15 protein-coding genes are annotated in these 22,833 nt (G+C 59.9%); 12 read left to right on the top strand and 3 right to left on the bottom strand.

Going from position 1 to position 22,833, the window contains the following annotated elements; all coding sequences use genetic code 11:
• The first annotated feature begins 42 nt into the window (after nt 1-42).
• From KVT38_RS15860 to KVT38_RS15850, 3 genes are all read left to right on the top strand, one after another.
• Nucleotides 43-1,125 (top strand): glycoside hydrolase family 172 protein, encoded by a 1,083-nt coding sequence (locus KVT38_RS15860; RefSeq protein WP_217594703.1) that lies wholly within the window; start codon nt 43-45, stop codon nt 1,123-1,125.
• Nucleotides 1,126-1,142: 17 nt separating this feature from the next.
• On the top strand, nt 1,143-2,123 hold the full coding sequence (locus KVT38_RS15855; protein WP_217594702.1) for an aldose epimerase family protein: 981 nt from the start codon (nt 1,143-1,145) through the stop codon (nt 2,121-2,123).
• Nucleotides 2,124-2,237: 114 nt separating this feature from the next.
• Nucleotides 2,238-3,854 carry a glycoside hydrolase family 28 protein gene (locus tag KVT38_RS15850; RefSeq protein WP_217594701.1) on the top strand — a complete coding sequence of 539 codons (1,617 nt, stop codon included), beginning with the start codon at nt 2,238-2,240 and terminating at the stop codon, nt 3,852-3,854.
• Between the two features lie 716 nt (nt 3,855-4,570).
• On the opposite strand, the gene KVT38_RS15845 is transcribed toward KVT38_RS15850, so the two are convergent.
• Both KVT38_RS15845 and KVT38_RS15840 read right to left on the bottom strand, forming a co-directional pair.
• The gene (locus KVT38_RS15845) at nt 4,571-6,778 is read right to left on the bottom strand and encodes an alpha-amylase family protein (protein ID WP_217594700.1); all 2,208 of its coding nucleotides are present in this window, start codon (nt 6,776-6,778) and stop codon (nt 4,571-4,573) included.
• A gap of 105 nt (nt 6,779-6,883) precedes the next feature.
• Nucleotides 6,884-7,810 (bottom strand): helix-turn-helix domain-containing protein, encoded by a 927-nt coding sequence (locus KVT38_RS15840; protein WP_217594699.1) that lies wholly within the window; start codon nt 7,808-7,810, stop codon nt 6,884-6,886.
• A 135-nt stretch (nt 7,811-7,945) separates the two neighbouring features.
• Here KVT38_RS15840 and KVT38_RS15835 point away from each other — a divergent pair, with 135 nt between their 5' ends.
• Nucleotides 7,946-9,136 carry an enolase C-terminal domain-like protein gene (locus KVT38_RS15835; RefSeq protein WP_217594698.1) on the top strand — a complete coding sequence of 397 codons (1,191 nt, stop codon included), beginning with the start codon at nt 7,946-7,948 and terminating at the stop codon, nt 9,134-9,136.
• Nucleotides 9,137-9,191: 55 nt separating this feature from the next.
• On the opposite strand, the gene KVT38_RS15830 is transcribed toward KVT38_RS15835, so the two are convergent.
• A complete protein-coding gene (locus tag KVT38_RS15830) occupies nt 9,192-11,432 on the bottom strand; it encodes a helix-turn-helix domain-containing protein (RefSeq protein ID WP_217594697.1) in 2,241 nt (746 codons plus the stop codon).
• Nucleotides 11,433-11,677: 245 nt separating this feature from the next.
• Between KVT38_RS15830 and KVT38_RS15825 the strand changes: the two genes are divergently transcribed.
• The 8 genes from KVT38_RS15825 to KVT38_RS15790 all read left to right on the top strand — a co-directional run bounded on the left by KVT38_RS15825 (nt 11,678) and on the right by KVT38_RS15790 (nt 22,778).
• Complete coding sequence (locus KVT38_RS15825; RefSeq protein ID WP_217594696.1) at nt 11,678-12,658, top strand: ABC transporter permease; 981 nt, start codon at nt 11,678-11,680, stop codon at nt 12,656-12,658.
• Nucleotides 12,658-13,530 (top strand): carbohydrate ABC transporter permease, encoded by an 873-nt coding sequence (locus KVT38_RS15820; RefSeq protein ID WP_217594695.1) that lies wholly within the window; start codon nt 12,658-12,660, stop codon nt 13,528-13,530. The genes KVT38_RS15825 and KVT38_RS15820 overlap by 1 nt, the downstream gene beginning before the upstream one ends.
• 71 nt (nt 13,531-13,601) lie before the next feature.
• On the top strand, nt 13,602-15,131 hold the full coding sequence (locus tag KVT38_RS15815) for an ABC transporter substrate-binding protein (protein ID WP_217594694.1): 1,530 nt from the start codon (nt 13,602-13,604) through the stop codon (nt 15,129-15,131).
• A 49-nt stretch (nt 15,132-15,180) separates the two neighbouring features.
• Entirely contained in the window at nt 15,181-17,658 is a 2,478-nt protein-coding gene (locus tag KVT38_RS15810) for a beta-mannosidase (protein ID WP_217594693.1), read from the top strand.
• A 17-nt stretch (nt 17,659-17,675) separates the two neighbouring features.
• Nucleotides 17,676-17,999 (top strand): L-rhamnose mutarotase, encoded by a 324-nt coding sequence (locus tag KVT38_RS15805; RefSeq protein WP_217594692.1) that lies wholly within the window; start codon nt 17,676-17,678, stop codon nt 17,997-17,999.
• Between the two features lie 247 nt (nt 18,000-18,246).
• Nucleotides 18,247-19,983: a heparinase II/III domain-containing protein gene (locus KVT38_RS15800; protein ID WP_217594691.1), complete on the top strand. Its 1,737-nt coding sequence runs from the start codon at nt 18,247-18,249 to the stop codon at nt 19,981-19,983.
• Complete coding sequence (locus KVT38_RS15795) at nt 19,980-21,809, top strand: family 43 glycosylhydrolase (RefSeq protein WP_217594690.1); 1,830 nt, start codon at nt 19,980-19,982, stop codon at nt 21,807-21,809. Before KVT38_RS15800 ends, KVT38_RS15795 begins: the two co-directional genes overlap by 4 nt.
• A 36-nt stretch (nt 21,810-21,845) precedes the next feature.
• On the top strand, nt 21,846-22,778 hold the full coding sequence (locus KVT38_RS15790) for an aldo/keto reductase (protein WP_254639265.1): 933 nt from the start codon (nt 21,846-21,848) through the stop codon (nt 22,776-22,778).
• Nucleotides 22,779-22,833: the final 55 nt, after the last annotated feature.

The raw sequence follows: 22,833 nt of genomic DNA, 5'->3' as shown, positions 1-22,833 counted from the left end.
TAACCATCGATGATCGCAAAGCGGTCTAAGGAGCTGACACGATTGTATTCATTTAACGGCTTGAACCTCGGACTCGGCAATCTGGCGCAGCTGTCGAACGCGCAGACGCGGTCGATCAGCGCGGAAAATTTCACCGGCGAGAAGGGCAAGGGCGGCATGGCGACTGAAGGGACCGGCGCCGGCTGCGCCCGGGACTTGGGATTGGGCTGGAAAGTATCCCCTTCCGTCGAAATCGAGCCGGGCGCCGTCTTCACGATGGCCGATATCGCGGGTCCGGGCGCCATCCAGCATATCTGGCTCACATGCGCCCCGAAGTTCTGGCGCGACTTCATCATTCGGTTCTACTGGGACGACGAGGATTTGCCTTCCGTCGAAGTGCCCGTCGGCGATTTTTTCTGCAACGGCTGGCTCGAGCGCTGCAACGTGAATTCGTTCCCCGTCGCCGTCAATCCGGCCGGCGGGATGAATTGCTACTGGCAGATGCCGTTCCGCAAGGCGGCGCGCATCACGATGGAAAACGCGTCGACGGAGAAAACCGTTCTCTACTACCAGATCGATTACACGCTTACGGATGTGCCTGCCGATATGGCCTATTTTCACGCGCAATGGCGTCGCAGCAATCCCGTTGCCTATAAGGACGTTCATACGATACTGGACGGCGTGAAGGGGAAAGGTCATTATGTCGGCACCTATCTCGCCTGGCAGGTGAACAATACGGGCTGGTGGGGCGAAGGCGAGATCAAGTTTTTTATGGACGGCGACGGCGAATTCCCGACGATCTGCGGCACCGGGACGGAGGATTACTTTGGCGGCGCCTGGAACTGGGAGCATCCGTACGGCGAATACGGCACCTATTCCACGCCTTTCCTCGGCATGCATCAGGTGATCAAGCCGGACGGCCTGTACCGCAGCCAGCAGCGATTCGGCATATACCGCTGGCATGTGCAGGACCCGATCCGCTTCGAGCAGGACCTGCGGGTGACGATCCAGGATCTAGGCTGGCGGTCCGGCGGGCGCTACCTTCCGCAGCAAAGCGACATCGCCTCCACGGCGTTCTGGTACCAGACGGAGCCGCATGCGGCGCATCCGTCCTTGCCGGGCAACGATGAGCGCGAGGTTATCTAATTCCGGAGGTTGATGAGATGGACGTAATGGCGGCAGGTCAATGGCGCAAGTCTACGTTCGAAGGCTGCTACAGCGTGGTCGGCGAGAACGAGTCGCTGCGCGTCGAGCTGGTCCCGTCGCGCGGCGGCAAGATCGTCTCCCTGATCGATCGGGCGACCGGGCGTGATTGGGTGTATCGAAGCGACGCAGCATGGACGCCTTTGCGGTACGGCATGCAGTGGGACGAAGGCGACCGCAGCGGCTGGGACGAGATGTTTCCGACGATTCTGGCATGTCCGTGCCCGGACGAGCCCTGGCAGCATGCCAGGTATCCCGATCACGGCGAAGTGTGGACGCTGCCTTGGGACTGCGAGCTCGGAGCCACCAACGTCCGCTTGCACGTGCACGGCGTTCAGGTTCCGTATATTTTCGGCAAAACGGTCTCGCTATCGGGCAGGCAGCTGATTACGACGTACGAGGTTCGCAATCCCACGCCGTTTCCCTTTTCGTATTTGTGGTGCGCGCACAACCTGCTGGCGATACGGCCGGGCATGCGCTGGGTCGTCGATCCGAAGCTCGACTCGGTCGTCTATCAATACTCCCATGGCAACCGCATGACGCCGAAGCCTTACGGGCGAACCGCCTATCCGCTAGCCGGGAATCCGCATGCCGACCTCGCGGCGATCGGAGACAAGCTTGGCGTGCAATCGGAAAAATACTGGTTCGAGGGCGACGTAACGACGGGCAGCGCAGGGATTATCGATCCCGCGACGGGAGAGGCGTTAACGTACCTGTACGATCCGGCCGATGTGCCATACCTGGCGGTCTGGGAAAATTACGGCGTCTTCAATGGCGATTATACGGCCGCGCTGGAGCCGGCAACCGGCTATCTGGACGACGTCTATGCGGCGCATTTGCTTCACAAGGTGAAGACGGTACTACCGTACGATGCCAACCGCTGGGATTTTACGGTCTCGCTTGACCCTGCCGCAAGCTTGCATCGAAAGGCGGACGGTTGAAGCGGACTTCATAAAAATGCAATGAAGGCTGTCCCCGCGCGAACGATTCTGCGAAGCGGGACAGTCTTTTAACGATGAGGCATCGTGGAGGAAAAATAGAAAGGGGACAACCGCATGACGGCAACGATAAAAACCGTATACGATGTTCGCGCATACGGCGCGGCCGGCGACGGAAGCACGCTGGACACGGTTGCGATCAACCGCGCGATCGAGCGATGCCGCGACAGCGGGGGAGGCACGGTATTGCTGCCCGCGGGAACCTATTTGTCGGGAACCGTGTTTATGTATAGCGACGTCACGCTGCATCTGGATGCCGGGGCGGTGCTGCTCGGCAGTCCGAACGTGGACGACTATCCGGCGCTGCCCTATACGAGCGAATACCGGAACACGGCGCTGATCGCGGCGATCGGAGCGGAGCGCTTCTCGATCGAGGGACGCGGCACGATCGACGGCAACGGAGACGCCTTTGCCGAGTACGCGAGCGCCGATCTGCTGCGCGACTTCGACGCGTCGTACACGCGGCAGGGCGAAGCTTATTTTCGGGAAAACGATAAAGCGGACGACGGACCGGTCGAAATGAAGCGCAGGCCCGGCATCTTGATCCTCATTCTCAACGGCAGGGACGCCCAGGTGAGCCGCTTGCACATTCGCAACGCGCCGAACTGGTGCCTCCACGTCGCCGGGACGGATGGCGCGCTGCTGACCGGGCTCGATATCAAGAACAGCCTGCTCGTGCCGAACGCCGACGGCATCGACGTGAGCCGCAGCCGCAACGTCCGCATCAGCGATTGCAATATCGAAGCCGGCGACGACGGCCTGGCGTTCAGCCCTTGTGCTGAAGGGTTCGGCGGCGGCGCAAACGAGAATATCGTCGTCCAGAACTGTATGATCCAGTCCAGATCCGCGGGCATTCGGATCGGCTGGGATGCGTACAATTTTCGTAATTTTCAGTTCCACAATATCGTGATCCGCGACTCCAACCGGGGCATCGGACTTTTTCTGCGCGAAGGCGAATCGATCGAGAACATCGTATTCAGCAATATCGTGATCGAAACCCGGCTGCATAAAGGCAAATGGTGGGGCAAGGCGGAGCCGATTCATATCTCGGCGCTGCCCGGACTTGAACACGCAGGTCGGGTCGTGGATCGTCAGGTGAAGCCGGGACACGTGCGCGGCGTCACGTTCTCGAACGTCGCGATCCGGGGCGAGCAGGGCATCGTGCTGCACGGCAGCGCGCATACGCCGCTGGAGAATATCGTCTTCGACAACGTCCGGATGCATATGAAAAGCGGTCCGCTGATGGAAACGTTCGGCGGTAACTTCGACTTCCGGCCGGCGCTGGACGCGGAGATGAATGTGTTCGGCCATGACATCCCCGCCTTGTACGCGAAGCATGTGAAGGGACTCAAGCTGCGCGGCTTCGAGCTCTCGTGGGAGGACGGCATGCCGGACTACTGCCGCAACGGCATCGAGATCGAATCATTCGCGGACGTCGCGATCGAAGGCTTCCGCGGACGCCAGCCGCAGGCGGATGAAGGCGCGGCCATCGTGCTGCGCGGCGGCCGGGGCGTGATCATCCGCAATAGCGCTGCCGCGCCGGGAACGGCCTGCTTCCTGCGCGCGGAAGGCGTGGAAGGGGCGGCGCTGTTCGCGGGCAACGTGACGCTGGAGGCGAAGGAAGCCATCGCGCCGGAAGGGAATGGCTTTGTCCTGTACGGCAATATCGACTGAGCGGGCAGGGACGGCTGAGAGGACGGTAGGCGCGGGAAGCGGGCATGAAGAATGCATATTGATCGCAGAGGGCGCGTCGGCGGGGGAGTTGCGCTGTAATTATGCACGTAGATCGACAGACGGCGGGTAGGCGGGGGAACTGCGCAGTAAGTGTGCACGTAGGTCGACAGTTAGCGGGTCGGCGGGGGGAGTTGCGCAGTGAGTATGCACGTAGATCGACAGTTGGCGGGTCAGCGAGGTTGAAGCACATTAAGTATGCACGTAGATCGATAGTTTGCGGGTCGGCGGGGTTGAAGCACATCAAGTATGCACGTAGATCGATAGTTGGCGGATCGGCGGGGGAGTTGCGCAGTAAGTATGCACGTAGATCGACAGTTGGAGAGTCAGCGGGGTTGAAGCACATCAAGTGTGCACGTAGATCGACAGTTGGCGGGTCGGCGGGGGAGTTGCGCAGTAAGTATGCACGTAGATCGACAGTTGGCGGGTCGGCGGGGTTGACGCACATCAAGTATGCACGTAGATCGACAGTTGGCGGGTCAGCGGGGTTGAAGCACATCAAGTGTGCAAGTAGATCGACAGTTGGCCGGTCGGCGGGGGAGTCGCGCAGTAAGTGTGCTAGTAGGTCGACAGCTGGCGGGTAGGGGAGAAGCGACACAACAAAATCCGGCTGTTCGTGCCAAAGCACGGACAGCCGGTTCAGTAGTGTACGGAGCCGCTCAGCTCTCGATCACGAATCCGGCGATCGAAGCGAGCTCGGCTTCGGTCACGATGAGCTTGTGCTCCGGCAAATCGCCGGCTTCGATCGCTCGCACCTCCACGACTTTGCCGTCTGCCGCAGCAAAGACGCGCACCCGGCTGAACGAGCGGCCGAGCGCAAGCTCGCCGGCCTCGAACGGGATGCAAGCCACCTGCTTCGCATCGGCGATGTCCCGGTCGTCCTGCGCGATGAGCGCCCATCGACCGGTAAAGGAGACCGAGCCGGCGACCGCATACGAGACGGTCTGCTGACCGCGTTCGTCGCCGCGAAGCGCGAGCGCTGTGAGCCTGGAGCCGGAGTCGTTGTCCCTACCGGCTTCCAGCCGCCCCCAAGAGCCAAGCCGCGGCTCGCCCTTGAGGCTGCCCGGATCGGCGTCGAGCCACAACGGCTTCCAGCCGCAGGTGCGGCGATGCCAGGTCTGGAGCGCCGTCCATCGGTTCAGATCGGCCGGCGTCATCCGGCTGCCGTCGTAGTCATGTTCGCCAAGCGTCAGTCCGTTGACGCCTACGACTGCCGTGTCGAGCAGGATCGATCCGAGCGCGCCATAGTAATAGCCGGTCGAAGTATTGACCGCCATGCCGTGCCTTGCCGCCAGCGATGCCCACAGGCAGCGCTGATTGTGGCCGGCGATCTCGTGCGTGGCGCTGTCTCCGGCATCGCCAAGATCGTCGATGTTGATCAGGTCGGCGACGTCCCGCATGAGCGGGTGGATGCCGTAGTAAATGACGGTGATATCCGGATCGACCGATTTGGCGGCGTCGTACACCATCTTCAGCAGCGAATAAGCCAGGCGTTCGCCGCGATAGGCCGGATCGCGAGGCGCCGCCGCGTCCGGCCCCGGGTAGCCGTAGCCGAAGTCAAGCTTTAGAGCGGCCGGCTTCCATCGCGACACCAGACGCGTCGTGCGCTCGACGATCAGCCGTCTCGTCCGCTCGGAGCTCGGATCGAGCAGGTAATGGAAATGGGTGCCGAACGGGCTGCCGGACCATCGCCATTGGCGCGGCTCGCCGTCCGGACCGCACAGCAGGTCTTCCTTGGTCAGCCCCTGCGAGTCGGGATCGTCAGTCCAGCCGACGCTCTGCCAGAAGGCGAGCTCGTAGCCGTGCGCCCGGATATTCGCGAGATCGGCCTCAAAGTCCGGGAATCGCTTGTAATTTGGCACTGCGCTTCCGTCGAACGTTTCCCAGGATTCGTCCAGAATGACCATGTCCGCCGCCGTGGTGCCGGACACGCGGTCGACGAACTGCTTCAGGTCGAACCGTCCTTCCTTGAAGTCGCCCCAGGTGCACAGAAACGACCGGAGATGCAAGGGGGACTTGGGCTCGAACGGACCGAAGCTGTCGAACAAGGCGCCGAGCGCTTCATATCCCGAATCGCTCCAGGCGAGGCGGAGCGGCTCGTTCCAGACGCGCCTCAAGGCGTCCGCCGGCTCCCACAGATCTTCCCGGTAGGCGTAATGAACGGCGGCCGTGGCGGACTGAAGCTTAAGCGTCAGCGGCGCATCCGGTACCTCGCCGGGACCGAAGGCGAGCCAGCCGTGCCGGCCGCCCATGGCGGCGGCATAGAGCGGGCGAGGAAAGGCTGCCGCATAGGGCGTACCCATGGCATCGCCGAAGCTGCCGAGCGGCAGCCGGGCGGCGCCCATGTCCCAAGAGCGCCAGAACGAATGTGTCGGCGAAGAGCCGGCGGCAGGGACACAGTAGCCTTCGGCCGACCAATCCGGCCAATAGACAGCGGAGGCGTCAGGCGCGCGGCGGCGCTCGTCCGCCGTAAGCGGACGGGTGCCAAACTGAAGCGAAAGGATACAGGTGGGGATCGACCAGTCGACCTCCAGTCTTTTTACGTGGAACCCCGATGCGGACGCTTCGCACAACAAAAGGCCGGAACCGCGATCGCCCAGATCGAGCTCGATCCGCCAATGGCCGTCTTCGGCAGGCAGCACATCCTTCGCCGTCGCTTTGACGTACGATGCCTTCCCGTCCTGGAAGAGCTCAAAGGCAGGCAGCAGACTGCCTGTCCATACCGTCCGTTCGCCCGTCTGCATCCCGCCGTCAGCCGACTCGGTCTTCGCCAGACGCGCTTCGTCCCGCATTACGTCCCATAGCAGATTCCAGCCGTTTGCATCTGCCGCTATGGCGGGGGCTGTTGCTTTTGCTCCGTCGGTCATGTCATCGTTCATTCCCTTCGAGATGATGGTCGCTCTCAGTATAGAAGTGCGAGCCGCAAAAGTAAGTAGCCGCAAAGGGGGAATGCGTATCCAATATCGCGATTTTTAAATTTTATCGTCCTTCAGCCCGGCTGCGGCCGCGTCGCGTACCGCCTTAGGCCATCGAATAAGGTGGTCGGCGTCGTACAGAGAAGAACAAAATTCGGTGAGGCTCATGCCGGTTTTCTTTTTGAACATTTTGCCGAAGGCGTGAATGTCGTTGTAGCCGACCTGCGCAGCGATCTCGCCGAACGAGAGCGGCGACTGCAGCGCCAGCTCTTTGGCTTTGGTCACGCGCGCCCAGATGAGAAATTGCATCGGCGTAATGCCGAACGCTTTTTTGAACTCGGCGATGAGATAGTTCCAGGTCATGCCGGCGATCCGCTCGATCTCGGTTACGTCAAGCTTCGCATCGAGCCGGTTTTCGATATGGTTTTTCACGAGCACGAGCTTCGCCAAATTTTTGCGGGATACGGACGTTTGCTGCCGGCCTTCGGCAACCTTGCGGGAGGTTTCGGCCAATATGGACAGCAGCAGAGATTGGCATTGCAAGCCGTTCTCGAGGCCCGGCTGACGGTATTTGGCGACGAGCTCGGCGAATTGGTGCTCCACCGCATGCCCGTCGAAGCGTCCGAGCATGTGAGCACCGTGCAGCAGCTCCTCCGCCGGACAGGGCAAACGATCGAAATGAAACACGACGGTGATCGAGATGAACGGACGGCCGGGGAGCGCGCGCAAGCCATGCTTCTCATAAGGACGGTAAAAAAAGACGTCGCCTTTTTCTACGGTGTGGACATTATTTTCCACGGTAAATTCGCCCCGTCCTCCGATGACATAATTGAGCGCGTATTGCTTCAGCGTACGGTCGGCGAAGCCCCAGTCGCGCGGCGCATGGAAAATATGGGCGAGCGAAATATAGGGCGGGAAGCGAAAATCGCTGAGCGCCTCGAGCGTATCCTGCGGATGCAAAGCGGCGAGATCCAAGTCGGTCACAGGAAGACAGTCCTTTCAAAGAAGATAAAAATTCGTAATAACGGATACCCTTTTACGCCTATTCGCCAAATACAGATCCCTTGGCTGTTCCTACAATAATAATGGGGGAACGCATCAATGGGGAGGGGGATGGCATTGAAAATTACGCAGCTTGAACTGCTGAAGGTACCGCCTTCCTGGGTATGGGTCCGCATTCATACCGACCGGGGACTGTACGGACTCGGCGAGCCTTATCTGGAAGATCATCCGGAGGTCGTGATCGCCGAGGTCAACCGCCTGGCGCCGCTGCTGATCGGTGAAGATCCGACACGGCTCGAGCTGCTGTGGAAACGGATGTACGAGTCCGGCAGCGGCTATCTGGGCGGTCCGGTCAAGATGAGCGCGATCAGCGGCATCGATATGGCGCTCTGGGATTTGACGGGCAAAGCCTACGGCCTGCCCGTTCACAAGTTGCTGGGCGGGACATTCCGCGATCGGGTGAAGGTATATCGTGCTTGCCACGACGAGCAGCCGTATACGGTCGCGCCAGGCATGCCGTATCGACCGTCCCCTTACCGTTCGGCACCGGAGGATGGGGCTGCCCGGGCACCGGCGCGAATGGCCCGCGCCGCCGAGACGCTGCTTCAGTGGGGCTTTCGCTGCCTGAAGCTGCACTTCGGCCCCGCCGATACGCTGGAGCGCGCGGCCGATCTCGACGGGATCGTCGAATGCGTCGAGGCCGTGCGATGCGCAGTCGGCCGCGAGATCGACATCGCGGTCGACATTCACAACACGCATCTGTCGCGCGCGCAGCAGCTCATCCGCCGCTTCGAGCCGCTTGGCCTTCTGTTCCTGGAAGAGCCGCTGCCGCCGGAGCGCATCGATCTGCTCAGACGCGTCGTCGATGCGGCGCCGGTGCCGGTAGCGGCGGGCGAGCGCTGGATGGGCAAATGGGCGTTCCGCGAGGCGCTCGAGGCCGGAGCGGCCGTGCTGCAGCCGGATCTGGCGCATGCGGGCGGCTTCACGGAGCTGCGCAAGATCGCCGCGATGGCGGAGGCTTCCTATGCGTCCATCGCTCCGCATTGTCCGCTCAGCCCGCTCAGCTTCGCGGCGAGCATCCAGTTCGGCGCCGCCGTGCCGAACTTCCTGATCCAGGAGCACAACGAAACGAATGCGAGCAGGGAGAACGGCATGACCCGCATCGGTAGCGGCTTCATGTCGGAGCCGTTCGAGCTGGGGCTCGACGGCTGCGTGGCGGTGCCGGATCGGCCAGGCCTCGGCTTCGAACCGGATCCTGCCGGCTTCGAGGCGATCATGCGTCGGCCCTGGCGGCAGGCGAGAGGATAGGCCGCCGCTGAAGTCGCTGCCGGAGCCGCTACCGAAGCCGCTGCCGATCGGCCCGTCATGCCCCATTCTCATGCCGCCCTCCGTCGGCCGGTTCGTCCGCAGCCATGGACAATCGGTACTGCGCCGGCGTCATGCCGTACGTCTTCTTGAACAGCGTGAAAAAATAAGTGCCGCCGAGTCCGACCTTCTCGCTGATGGCCGCAGCGGATTCGCTCGTCTGGCGGAGCAGCCGTTCGGCCTCCTCCAGCCGAAGCGCGTTCACGGTGTCATTGAACGAGTGGCCTGTCGCCTGTTTAAACAGCTTGCTCAGATGACCGCTAGAGTAACCGACTTGTTCCGCCGCCCATTCCAGCGACAGCTGCGGATTGTTGTACGCCGCCTTGGCCAGATCGAGCACGCTGTCCACGATCTCGAGATTGCGAGCGCTCCGTTTCTTTTCGAGACGGTCGGCCACGGTGGCGCACAGTTGCTTGAGCGCCGATCCGATCTCGTCCAGCGTCTCGAACTCGGAGAACGAGAAGAGCAGGGCGGCGTGCGTCGCATAGTCGTCCTCGTCGAAGGATAACACGTTCTCGAACTGCTTCTGCACGGAGATGACGAGCTGGTTGGCGAACACAAAGGCGTACTTGTAGTCGAGCGTGCGAATGGCGTCCAGGAAGCGGTCGACGGTTCGCTCGGCGTCCTTGCGGCGACCGAGCCGGACGTTTTCAAGCAGCACGGTCTCCTCCCTGGCGGGATATTCGCCGCCACGGCCGTCTCGCGAAGCGACTGCGGCCTCGTCGATGATGCAACCGTGTCCAAGGAGAAACCGGTAGTTCAAATACGAACAGGCCGAATGGTAAGAGTCCCTGATCTTGTCCTCTGTGTCGGCGATGCCGCCGACGCCGATCGAGACGGACAGACGAAAATATTGCTTCGCCTTCAGCTGCAGTTCGGCCAGCGCGAGCTGCAGCGGTTCGGGCAGCCGCGGCTCGGATAGCTGTGCCAGGATGACCAAATGATCGTTGTCAGCCTCGAGCGTCCGGCAGGCGACGCCGTCCGTCAGCTCGTCGGCAATATTGCGGATCGCGAAGCGGATCAGCTCCTGCTCCTTGTTGCTGCGCGCGAGGAACTGTCTGTACTCGTCGAACTTGACCACGATGACGCAGTACCGGCTGCCGTCCGCCCGCCAGTCGAACAGCTTGCCGCCCTGGTCGGACGGCGGCTTGCCCGCCAGCAATCCGCGAAGGTAAGACTCCTGCAGCAGCGGGAACGCCGTCTTCCAGGTCGCCTCGAGCGTGCTCGTACGGCTCTGGAAGGCGGAGTAAGGCCGGAACATCCCGCTTGCGAGCCGGAACGCGAATAGCACGCCGACGGCCGACAGCAGACCGAAGCCTGCCCAGATCAGCGTACGACGGCCGCCCGCGCCGAAGAGGAGCAGCTCGTCGTATGGACGACGGCCGATGACGGTCAGACCGGTATCCTTGGACTTGGAATAGGTGACGAGTGTATTGACGCCGTCCTTTTTCGTCGCAAAGTGACCCCGGTCTTCGGAGGCGCGCATGACCGCCGCCACATCGGCATCGCCGGACACATTATTCATGATCCTGGACGCGTCGTTGTGGGAGACGACTGCGCCGTCCCTGTCGACGACCATCCATTCGCTGCCCGGCGACGCCGCGACGCTGCGGTTCAGCGCGCCAATGGCCGCCTCTTCGTTCACATTGATGACGATCGCCCCGTCGCGCGGCATGAGGTTGGAGAAGTTGGAGTAGAGGATGTAGGACAAGAGCGGCTTCGGCGGCAGGGGGGTGCCAAGCGGCGTGAGATCGAGGAGACGGGGGACGAAGAAGATGGAAGCGTCGCCGTCGCCGTTCCCGCTCTCGATTCGGCGGATCAGCTCGCCGTCCATCTCCTTGGTGATGCCGCGATAATTCAGGTAGCGGCCCGTGTTGCCGTTGTAAACGCTGATGTATTCGATAAACGGATAGACCGCCTGGATCGCAGCCAGCTTGACGACGACCTCGTTCTCGAGCAGCGGATCGGCTTTTTCGTTCAGCATGGCCGCGATCAAACGCGGATCGTGGAGGAGCTCGTTGCCGATCGACACCGCACTGTTCTGCACCGCTTCGGTCGTCCGTTCGATCTGGTCGAGACTCGTCAGCGTCATCCGGCCGATCTCTGTCTCCGTTTGATAGGAAAACCGCTGGTAGAGCAGAGTCGACACGAGCAGAATCGAGATGAGGACAAGGATGAGATAGGAAACGAGCAGTCTTCGGTAGATCCCGTACCGCTTGATGTTGTTCCATAACGTCATGTCGATGTTCCTCTCCGGTTTCTTGTAGTTAGCATTGTATCGTGATGGAACCGCCGTTTCAATGGAAACGCATTCATAAATGCGGCAAATGCGGCGCTTGCGGCGTTTTTTTAGGAATATCCGGTTTTCGAAGGCCTTCAATTTCCCAGGATTCCTTCGATTTCCGCTATTTTAAGTTTACCCGCTGCCAAAGCGCTCACTAGAATGGGGCTATCACGACAAGCTGGCGAGAGGAGAGATCGATCATGCAAACATCCGCATCAAGGCCCGGCTTCGGGAAGCGTGCCGACGCGGCGTCGAAGACGGGCAAGGGCAGCTTTGTCAGAGACATCTGGCGCAATCCTGTCAGCTATTTGCTCGCGCTGCCAGCCATCGTTTATACGCTCGTGTTCGGCTATGCGACGCTGCCTTATTTATTAATGGCGTTCCAGAAGTTCAGCTACGACACCTCGTATTTCTGGCAAAACCCGTTCGTCGGACTCAAAAATTTCGAATTTTTCTTTATGTCCGACAATGCGGTGCGCGTCACCTGGAATACGATCCGTCTCAATTTCCTGTTTATCGTGTTCGGCAACGCCGCAGCCGTTCTGCTGGCGATCCTCATGAACGAGGTCCGGTCCAAATGGTTCCTGCGCGTGTCGCAATCGCTGTTCCTGTTTCCTTACTTCCTGTCCTGGGTCATCGTCAGCTATGTCGTCTACAACATTTTCTCCTCTCAATACGGCCTGTTGAACCAGATCCTTGAGGGACTCGGGATGAGACCGCAAAACTGGTACGGGATGGCGGACGCCTGGCCGGGCATTCTTACTTTTATGCGCGTCTGGAAGGACGCGGGGCTGCTGGCCGTCATTTTCCTCGCAGCGATCATCGGCATCGACGGCGAGCTGTTCGAGGCGGCCAAAATTGACGGGGCGAGCCGCTGGCAGCAGATCCGATCCATTACGCTGCCGCTGCTGATGCCGACCGTCGTCATCATGATGCTGCTTGCGATCGGCAAAATATTTTACGGCGACTTCGCGATGATGTACGCCATCATCCGCGACAACGGCTTGCTGCTGCCGACGACCGACGTCATCGATACCTACGTATACAGGGCGCTCCGCATGACAGGCGATCCCGCGCAAGCGATGGCGGTAGGCATCTACCAGGCGGTCATGGGCTTCGTCCTTGTGTACGGCGTCAATCGGCTGATCCGGCGATACTTTCCGGAAGGGGCGCTGTTCTGATGACGACGAACTCCCCGCGACTCGCAGGCCGCCTGATCCAGCTGTTCATGACGGCGTTCGCCTTGTTCTGTTTTCTACCGGTGCTGCTGGTGCTGATGATCTCCGTGACGGACGAGGAGGCGATCCGCATGAACGGGTACAGCTTCTTCCCGGCGAAGTTCTCCGGCGAAGCGTACCGCCTGCTGTTCCAGGATTCGGGCACCATTTTGCGCAGCTATGGCATCTCGCTGTTCGTCACGATCGTCGGATCGCTATTGGCGGTAGCGATCACGGCGATGGCCGCTTACACGCTGACGAATCGTTCTGTGCGCTACCGCAACCATCTAGCCGGCTTCTTTTTCTTCACCATGCTGTTCAACGGCGGCATCGTGCCCTGGTACATGATCTGCAGAGAGCTGGGGCTGAACAACAATATTTTCGCGCTGCTCGTGCCGAGTCTGCTGTTCAGCGCGTTTAATCTGTTTCTCGTTCGAAACTTCATGCTGTCGCTGCCTTACGCGCTGGTCGAATCGGCCAAGATCGATGGCGCGAACGATGCGACGACAGCATTCCGGATTATTTTTCCGCTGTGCAAGCCGGTCCTCGCGACGATCTCGCTGTTCTACGGGCTTGCTTACTGGAACGACTGGTGGAACGCCATCATGCTGGTCGACAACCAGCAGCTGTATCCCGTGCAATACTTCCTGTTCAAGCTGCAATCCGACATCCAGATGATGACGCAGATTCAGGGCGCTTCGAATTCAGGAACGCTTCCTGCGGAATCGGTCAAGATGGCCACCGCGGTTCTGACGATCGGACCGATCGTGCTCATGTATCCGTACCTGCAGCGCTACTTCGTCAAAGGGCTCGTCATCGGCTCCGTCAAAGGTTGACCATCCGCTCCGAACATTCGCATGCGGATTCAACGATAGAGCAATCATTTTACTGAGGAGGTCGTGCAAAGATGAGGAAGATCGGGAATTCGGCTGCCGTGCTGTTGACCGTATCGATGCTGCTGGGCTCGCTCGCCGCATGCTCCGGAGGCAAGTCGAACGAAGGGAACGCGGGAAAAGGAAATGCGGCGCAGACTGACAAGGGCTCGGCCGCGAATCCGGACGGCGGTACCGTAACGATCAAGATCGTGCAGCCGGGCAGCGAGCCTACCGAGGCGAAGAAGCGCTGGGATGCCGTCAACGCCAAGCTCAAAGCGGACGGCGTCGGCCTCCATGTAGAGTTCCAGCATATCGGCTGGGACGCTTGGGAGCAGAAGACAAATCTCATGCTGTCCACGAACGAAGCGTTCGACGATTTGACGATCATGGAGGACCTGATCAAGACATCCGTGTACGCAGGGCGCGGGGCGCTGCAGCCGATCGACGATTTATTGGCCAAGTATCCGGATTTGAAGAGCAAGTTTTCCGACGACGTCTGGAACGCCATCAAGGTAAACGGCAAAATCTACGGCATCCCGGTCATTAACCGGGAATGGGCGAACGACTATGAGCTGATTACCTATCGCAAAGATCTGTACGACAAGTACGACATTCCGGTGCCGACGACATTCCAGGGCTTTATCGACGCCGCCGATCAGATCAAGAAGGCCGAGAAGGACCCGAATATGTTCGTCGTCATGAAGCCGAACTTCCTGGCAGGCGCACTTCACCGCGAATACGACACGTATCCGTTTAACGTCATCGACGACTTGATCTATGTCGATCAGTCCGGCGGCGTGAAGTCGTGGCTCGAGACGGACGAGTTTAAGAAGGACGCCGAATATTTCCGTCAAATGTATGAAAAAGGTTTGATTCATCCGGATATACTCACCTTGCCGCTCGACCAGGTCACCAAAACGTTTACCGACGGCGAGTTCCTGTTCAACCTCGGCAACGGATTTTTCGATTATCCGGCCATCAAGCAAAAAAAACCGGAGCTCGACATGGACGCTGTCCGTCTGGCGCCGGAGAAGCAGTGGATGCGTCCGATCGTCGCGACGAACGCCAATGTGATCCCGAAAACGTCTAAAAATCCGGAAGCCGTCATCAAATTTTATAACTGGCTTTATAGCAGCCAGGACAATTATGACCTGCTCGTCTACGGCATCAAGGACGATTGGTGGAAAGACGCGGGGCCGAACAAGCGCGAGGCGCTGCGCCCGGTGGGCAACGAAGTGCAGTGCTCCGAATGGACGATGGGGTACGGACCGCTCACGCGCATTCCGACGAACGCCCATCCCAAGCTGTTCGATACGCTGCAGCTGAGCGACAAGGCCGTCAACGCGGCGAATATCGGCTTCACGTTCGATACGACGCCGGTGTCCGTGGAGTACGCCAACCTGCTGGCCGAGATCAAGACGAGCGTCTACCCGCTGAAGATGGGCGTCGCGGATTGGGATGACTTCTACCCCGGCGCGCTGAAAAAGATGAAGGCGGCCGGACTCGACAAGGTCGTCGCCGAGTACAAGAAGCAGTTCGACGCCTGGAAGGCGCAGCAGTAAAACTAAAAACCTAAAAAAATAGGATCGGATCCTTGGAGGAAACCAAACGATGCAAATCATGACACTCGACGGCAATTGGCAGTACCGCAGGCTTGGCGAAGGACAATGGCGGCAGGGGCTCGTGCCCGGCACGCTGCTCGGCGACATGCTGCGCGGCGGCGAGATTGAAGACCCGTTCTATCGCGACAACGAAGCGCGGGTCCTGCCGCTGTTCGATCACGACTACGAATACAGGCGGACATTCGATTGGGACGGCGGCCTGCCGGACCCTGCCATCAAGCGGGTGCTGCGGTTCGAAGGACTCGATACGCTCGCCGAGGTCGAGCTTAACGGGCAGCCGCTGCTGTCGGCCGACAATATGTTCCGTACGTATGAAGCCAACGTGGGGGAACGGCTTGTTCAAGGGGAGAACGAGCTGCGCATCGTGTTCCGTTCGTCGTCAGGCTATATGCGAAACCGCCATGCCGCCTATGCGCTTTTCGGCATCCCGATGGTCGTGGAAGGCTATACTTATTTGCGAAAAGCGCATTACATGTCCGGTTGGGATTGGGGGCCGAAGCTGCCGGACTGCGGCATCTGGCGCAGCGTCCGGCTGCTGTCTATCGCCGGAGCGCGGTGGGCGGACGTGCTTGTCCGCCAGCGGCACGAGCAGGGCCGCGTATGGCTGAATATCGCGCTGCGCACAGATCGCGCGGACGGGGGATCGGACGGTTACCGCGCGCAGGTGACCGTTGCCGGACCGAAAGGCGAACGCCAGGTTCATGCAGTGAACCTGGCGCAAGCGGTCTCGGCCGAGGTCGAACTCGAGATCGATGCGCCGCAGCTGTGGTGGCCGAACGGCTTTGGCGCGCAGCCGCTCTACATGGTCGAAGCCGCGCTGCTGGATGCGTCCGGTAGCACGCTCGATACGCGCTCGCTGCGCATCGGACTTCGCGAGTTGACAGTGAACACCGAGCCGGACGCATGGGGCAGCGCCTTTGCCTTCAAGATCAACGGCGTCGAGATCTTCTCCATGGGCGCCGACTACATCCCCGAGGACAATGTGCTCGGCCGGCTGTCCCGCGAGCGCTCGGAGCGGCTGATCCGCGATTGCGTCCGCGCGAATTTCAATACGATCCGCGTATGGGGCGGCGGCTTTTATCCGGACGATTATTTCTACGATCTGTGCGACGAGTACGGCCTGATCGTCTGGCAGGACTTCATGTTCGCTTGCGGCGTCTATCCGCTGGACGACGAGGCATTCATCGACAATTCGGTGGCGGAGCTCGAAGACAATGTGAAGCGGATTCGCCATCACGCCTCGATCGGCCTTTTCTGCGGCAACAACGAGATCGAGATGTTTTTCGAGGACGGGCGCATCGCGAACACGGAGGCGAACCGCCGCGCGTACGTATCCTTCTTCGAGGAGCGGCTGCCCGCAATGGTAAGGGAGCTGGCGCCGGATACGTTTTACTGGCCGGGCTCGCCGTCATCCGGCGGCGATTTCTTCGAGTCGAACGGACAGAACCACGGAGACGGACACTACTGGGACGTCTGGCACGGCAACCAGCCGTTCACCGATTACCGCAACACCTACTTCCGCTATATGTCCGAATTCGGCTTCGAGTCGCTGCCGGATTACCGGACGACGCTGTCGTTTACCGAGCCGGACGACCGGAATCTGTTCTCGTACGTAATGGAGTGCCATCAGAAAAATCCGTCGGGCAACCAAAAAATTCTGGCCTATCTGGCCGAAACGTTCCGGTACCCGAAGGATCTGCGGTCGCTCGGCGTCGTGTCCCAGCTCATGCAGGCCGAGGCGATGCGCTACGGCGTGGAGCACTGGCGCCGCCATCGCGGCCGGTGCATGGGCGCCTTGTACTGGCAGCTCAACGATTGCTGGCCGACGCTGTCCTGGTCGAGCATCGATTATTACGGGCGCTGGAAGGCGCTGCATTACTTCGCGCGGCGCTTCTTCGCGCCGGTGCTGCTGTCCGCCTGCGAGACGGAGACGACCGCCTCGCTGCATGTCGTGAACGAGCGGCTGGAAGGACTGCGGGGCAAAGTGAGCTGGGCGCTGAAGGATTTGAACGGCCAGGTGCTGAAGCGCGGCGAGGCTTCGTTCGAATCGGCACCGCTAAGCTCGCTCTGCGTCGCACAGCTGGACTTCACGGAGCAGCTCGCGAATCCGGACATCCGGCGACGCGTTTATCTCGAGTATGCGCTGACCTCGGACGGGGCGCCGGACTCCCTGGGCATGGCCTTCTTCGTGCCCGCGAAGTATCTAGAGCTGAAGCAGGCGAAGATCGACGCCGAAGTGACCGAGGAGACGGACCGATTTGTCGTCGAACTCTCCGCGCCTTCGCTGGTCCGCTACGTAGAACTGTCGTTTAGCACGCTGGACGGCGTATTCGAGGACAATTACTTCGACCTGCCGGCAGGCGCGAAGCGGCGCATCGGTCTCGCCAAATCGGACCTGTCCCGCGCCGTCTCCCTGGAGGAGATTCGGTCAGAGCTGTCCGTCACCAGTCTGGCCGACACCTATTAATCGCAGGGGGGAAATCGATGGCAAGCGGCAAATTCGCCTGGACCTGGCATGTGAAGCCGGCATTTCTGGATGCGTATGTGAAAATGCATCGCGAGCCTTGGCCGGAAATGATGGAAGAACACGTCCGTGCGGGCATTCGCAACTATTCGATCTTTCAAAACGGAAATCAGTTTTTCTATTGCTTTGAATGCGACGATGTCGAGGAGGCTTTTCGGATTCTGGCCGACAGCGACGTTTGCAACCGCTGGAATGCCCTTACGTCGGCCATGGTGGAAGGCTCCTTTGACCTGAACAATCCGGAGCCGATCAAGCCGATGAACGAAATTTTTTATCTGAAATAAGGGTAGGCGTAACGGCGAAAAAGTCCACCTTATTAGATAAGGAAAGACGAAATCTTCGTATATAGCAGCATCTTCCGGCGCTTTATAATTGAATCGACTAATAAATGAATCGACCGGAAGGGTTGTGACCGACTTGTTGAGCGATCGATACGGCCATTTGGATTTTGCGACGATTCCGGCTGCCAGCGCAATCGCTCCGTTCCCGGCAATAACGGTCCGCGAGGCATGGTCAAATGTGGCGGCGCCGATGCGAGATCTTTGGCTTGCCGAGGCGGAGCGCTGCCTCGACTACGACTGGCCCGCGCTCAAGGTGACGGACCGCCTCGATGCGCAGCAGACCGGCAGGCTGACGGTCGCTTCGGATCCGATCTACGACCGGCGCACGGCACTGGGGAAGCTCGTCATCGGGGAGTGCCTCGAAGGCGAAGGACGGTTCCTCGGACAGATCGTCAACGGCATTATGGCGATCTGCGAAGAGACGGTGTGGGGCGGTCCGGAAGCGTTCCCGCTGACCGGAGAGCACGAGGTCCAGCTGCTGAGCGGCGAGACGGCGGCGATGCTCGCATGGGCGCATTATTTGCTCGGGGAACGCTTCGACGCAGTCAGCATCCATATCGGTCGAAGAAGCAAACGGGAAGTGCGGACGCGCGTGCTCGATCCTTATGTGGACCGGGACGATTACTGGTGGATGGGCTTTATGCCGGGGACGCGGGTGAACAACTGGAATCCCTGGTGCAATCTCAGCTGTCTCACGGGCTTTCTGCTCCTGGAAGACGACGCGGCCGTTCGAACCCGGGGCATCCGTAAAATCATGAAAAGCCTCGACCGTTTTCTCCTTACGCATCCGGCGGACGGCTGCTGCGACGAAGGCCCGATGTATTGGGAGCATTCCGGCGGGGCGCTGTTCGATGTCCTCGAGCTGCTTCATGCCGCAAGCGGGGGAGAGATCGATATTTACGGCGAACGGATCGTGCGCGACATCGGCAGCTACCTGTACAAGGTCCACATCGGCGGCATCTATTACGCCAATTTTGCCGACGGCGATGCGAAGGTGGCTCATTATCCGGACGTCATTTACGGCTACGGCACGCGCATCCATGACCCACGCCTTCAAGCGCTGGGCGCAGCGACGCCCACGATCATTCGCGATTACCCGTACTGGTTCCCGCTGCCGCGCTTCGTCCGCAGCCTGTTCCAGGAGCGCCCGTCCGACGCCAAGCCCCCCTATATACGGGACGCCTGGCTGGAACAAACGCAGGTGATGACGGCCAGGGAGACGGAAGGGGCGGTCGAAGGTTTGTTCACAGCCGCCAAAGGCGGCAACAACCTGGAGTCGCACAATCACAACGATGTGGGCAGCTTCATCGTCTATGCCGACGGCCTGCCGGTTCTGATCGATCTCGGGACCGAGCTGTATACGGCCAAAACGTTCAGTCCGCAGCGCTACGAGATTTGGACGACCCAATCGGCCTATCACAATCTGCCGACCGTCCGCGGCGTGCAGCAGCATGTCGGCGGCGAATTCCGCGCGTCGAACGTCGTCTATGAATGTGCCGGAGACGTGTCCCACCTGTCGATGGACATTGCCGGCGCTTATCCGCCGGAAGCGGGCATTGTGTCCTGGCATCGCGCAGTGGCGCTCGGCAGAAGCGGCCGCGCCGTCGTCGAGATCGCGGACGATTTTAAGCTTAATGAACCGACCCGCGACATCGTCTATACGCTTATGACGCCCTGCCGTCCCGTAGAGCGAGCGCCCGGAACGATTCTGCTCGAATACCGGCCGGGGAGCTTCGCGGAGATCGAATACGACAAGGAACGACTTTCCTTTTCGCAGGAAACGATACCGGTCGTCGATGCGCGGCTGCGGCGGAATTGGGGAGACACGGTGTACCGGATCTTGCTGTCGGAAAAATCGGCTGTGTCGGAGGGACGCAGAATGCTGCGCGTCGCGATCGCCGCTTCGGCGAAGGAGGGAGTGCGATGACCGCCATGGCGCATGCGGCGCACAATCCGATGCTGCCGCTTACGGCCTTTGTGCCGGACGGCGAGCCGCATGTTTTCGAATACGAAGGGAAGAAGCGCCTGTTCGTATACGGCTCGAGAGACGAGCGGGTGACGGCATTTTGCGGATTCGGGCACGATGCCTGGTCGGCTCCGGTCGACGACCTGTCGCAGTGGACCAATCACGGCGAGATTTTTAACGTGAAGCAAGTATTCGATATCGGCTACGGCATCGTGGAGGACCAGCACTTCGGAGCGCCCGATTGCGCGTACAATCCGGTGACGGGAAAATATTATTTGTACACGTTTCTGGGAGCGCCCTATGCGCTGGACGGCGTTCAAGGTCCGGCCCGGCACGCGGACGGCACGGTCCCCGGTTACGGCGATAGCGGACCGAAATGTGTCATGGCGATAAGCGACAGCCCCGCGGGTCCTTTTACCGATCCCGTCATGTGCGACTGGCCGGCGGCCAATGCGGCAGGCGCGTTCGACCCTTCCGTACTCGTCGACGAGCAAGCGGACGGTTCGGTACGCGTATACGCCTTCTGGGGGATGCATCACGCCGGCGAACCCGGCGACCGGTGCGCGGAGCTTGATCCGCACGACATGCATACGATCATAGACGGCGCTTCCGGCAAGCCTGATCGTCACGCTTGGAGAAAGACGCTTCCCGCGGCCCAAGATCACAACGGTTCCATGCTGTTCGAAGCCTCTTCGATCAAAAAAATCTCCGGCGGCCACTACGTATTCATTTACTCGGCTCTCGAGCGCATCTCCGCCTTGACCTATTGCTACAGTGATCATCCGATGGGACCTTGGACGTACGGCGGACAAATCGTGAACAACGACCGGAACTGGCCGGGCGGCAACAATCACGGCAGTATCGTTGAGGTGAACGGACAGTGGTACGTCGTTTATCACCGCAGGACGTGCGACGATTACAACCGGCAAGCGATGATGGAGCCGATTGAAGTTATTGCGCAAGACGGCAGGGTGTCGATCCCCGAAGTCGAGATGACGTCGCAGGGCATATCGCGGGAAGGTTTGCTTGCTTTTCGGCGCTATCCTGCCAACCTCTTATGCTACTGCACCGGCAACGTTTATATCGACGGCGCGCAAAGAAGCGAAGACGGCCTGAATCCGGTAAGAGGCATCGATGCCGAAAATACGGTGATCGGCTATAAGTATTTCCAGTTCGGCACGACGCGGGCGGACGACAGCGACGGCCTTGAGCTCCGCTTGAACCTGCGCATTTTATCGAATGCGAACGTCACCGTTCAGGTGGCGTTGCCTGATGACGCGGACGACCCGCTCAAACGAATCGACATTGCCTCTTTCGAACTGAAGGACTATCGGTCTGCGACCGATGATTACCTGGATATTTGCGTGTCGCTTAACGGATTGGATCGCAACGAACGGCTTCGATCGATCGGCGGCTTGCTGGGCAAGCTGTTCGTCGCGCTGCGCTTCGACAGGCTCGCAGGCGAGGCTTGCACATTGAGAGAAATCGAGTTCGCCAAAAGCGTTGCCGCGACGCCCAATCCGTTGCAGGCGATCAAGCTGGAAGCCAATGCGCATGGAAGGCTGGCCGTGCTTCCGACGCATGGCCGGGGCGGAGAGTCCGTGAAGGTTAGCGTATTTCCGGAGACGGGCTACAAAGTGGTGGCCGTCATGGTCAAGGATGCGCTCAACCGCAGCCTACCGGTCGAACAAAACGGAGCTGCGCCGTATGCGCCGGTCAGCTTTCATTTCCGCATGCCAAGCAGCGAGGTCAAGATATCCGCAGCATTTGCGAGAATAGAAGGCTGAAATGGATTCTTAAAGGGCTATAAAGGGGAAAAACCGTTGAGAACCAAAGAAAGGGTGATCAACGGCATGGAGCAGAGAAAGCTGGGAAATACGGACATGTTGGTATCGGTCGTCGGCTTTGGCGGATATGAGATTGCTATGAAAAGCGTCGAAACGACGATCGAAGGCACGCGCAAGCTTCTGAATACGGGGCTGGATCAAGGCATGAATGTCATTGATACCGCTTCCTGCTATTTGGAGAGCGAGCGAATGATCGGAGAGACGGTCTCTCATCGGCGCAAAGATTTTTATCTATTCAGTAAATTCGGCGAGGGTAAAAGCTACGGCTTGCCCTATCCCGATTGGGACGTCCGCAATGTGAAGCCGAGCGTCGAGCGGACGCTGCGCGACCTAAAAACGGATTATCTGGACGTCATGTTTATTCATAGCTGTACGGAGGCGGTGCTCCGCCGCGGGGAACTGATCGAAGCGGCACAAAAGCTGAAAGAGGAAGGCATCGCGCGTTATATCGGATACAGCGGCGATTCCACCCATGCGTTGTATGCGATCGAGACCGGCGTGTTCGACGTTCTGCAGACTTCGCTCAGCATCGCCGATCAAGAAGCGGCGACGATGACGCTGGACAAGGCAAAGGAACGCGGCATGGGCGTTGTCATCAAACGACCGATCGCCAACGTCGTATGGTCCAGACAGGGAGCGGAAAACGCGCCGGAGGAATACGTGACACGCTTGGAGAAGCTGGCCTATCCGTTCATGGACGAGGATTCGGACGCGATCGTCGAGAAGTCGCTGCGGTTCGTCCTGTCCTTTCCCCAAGTCGACCTGGCGCTCGTCGGCACGAAAAATCTCGATCATCTGCTCAGGTCCTTTGAATTCGCTGCCAAGGGCAAACTGAATCCCGAGGAATTCGACGCGATCCGCAAGCGGTGGCAGGATGTGCACGAGCCTGCTTGGGCGGGCCTGGAGTAACGGAAGGGACCAAGAAATAAATAAAACTATCATGACATGCAAGCCCGATCAATAG

This window comes from Cohnella sp. GbtcB17 (assembly GCF_019091135.1).
Lineage (GTDB): Bacteria > Bacillota > Bacilli > Paenibacillales > Paenibacillaceae > Cohnella.
Note: the sequence above shows the minus strand (reverse complement) of the source record. Positions and strands in the feature narration are given on the sequence as shown.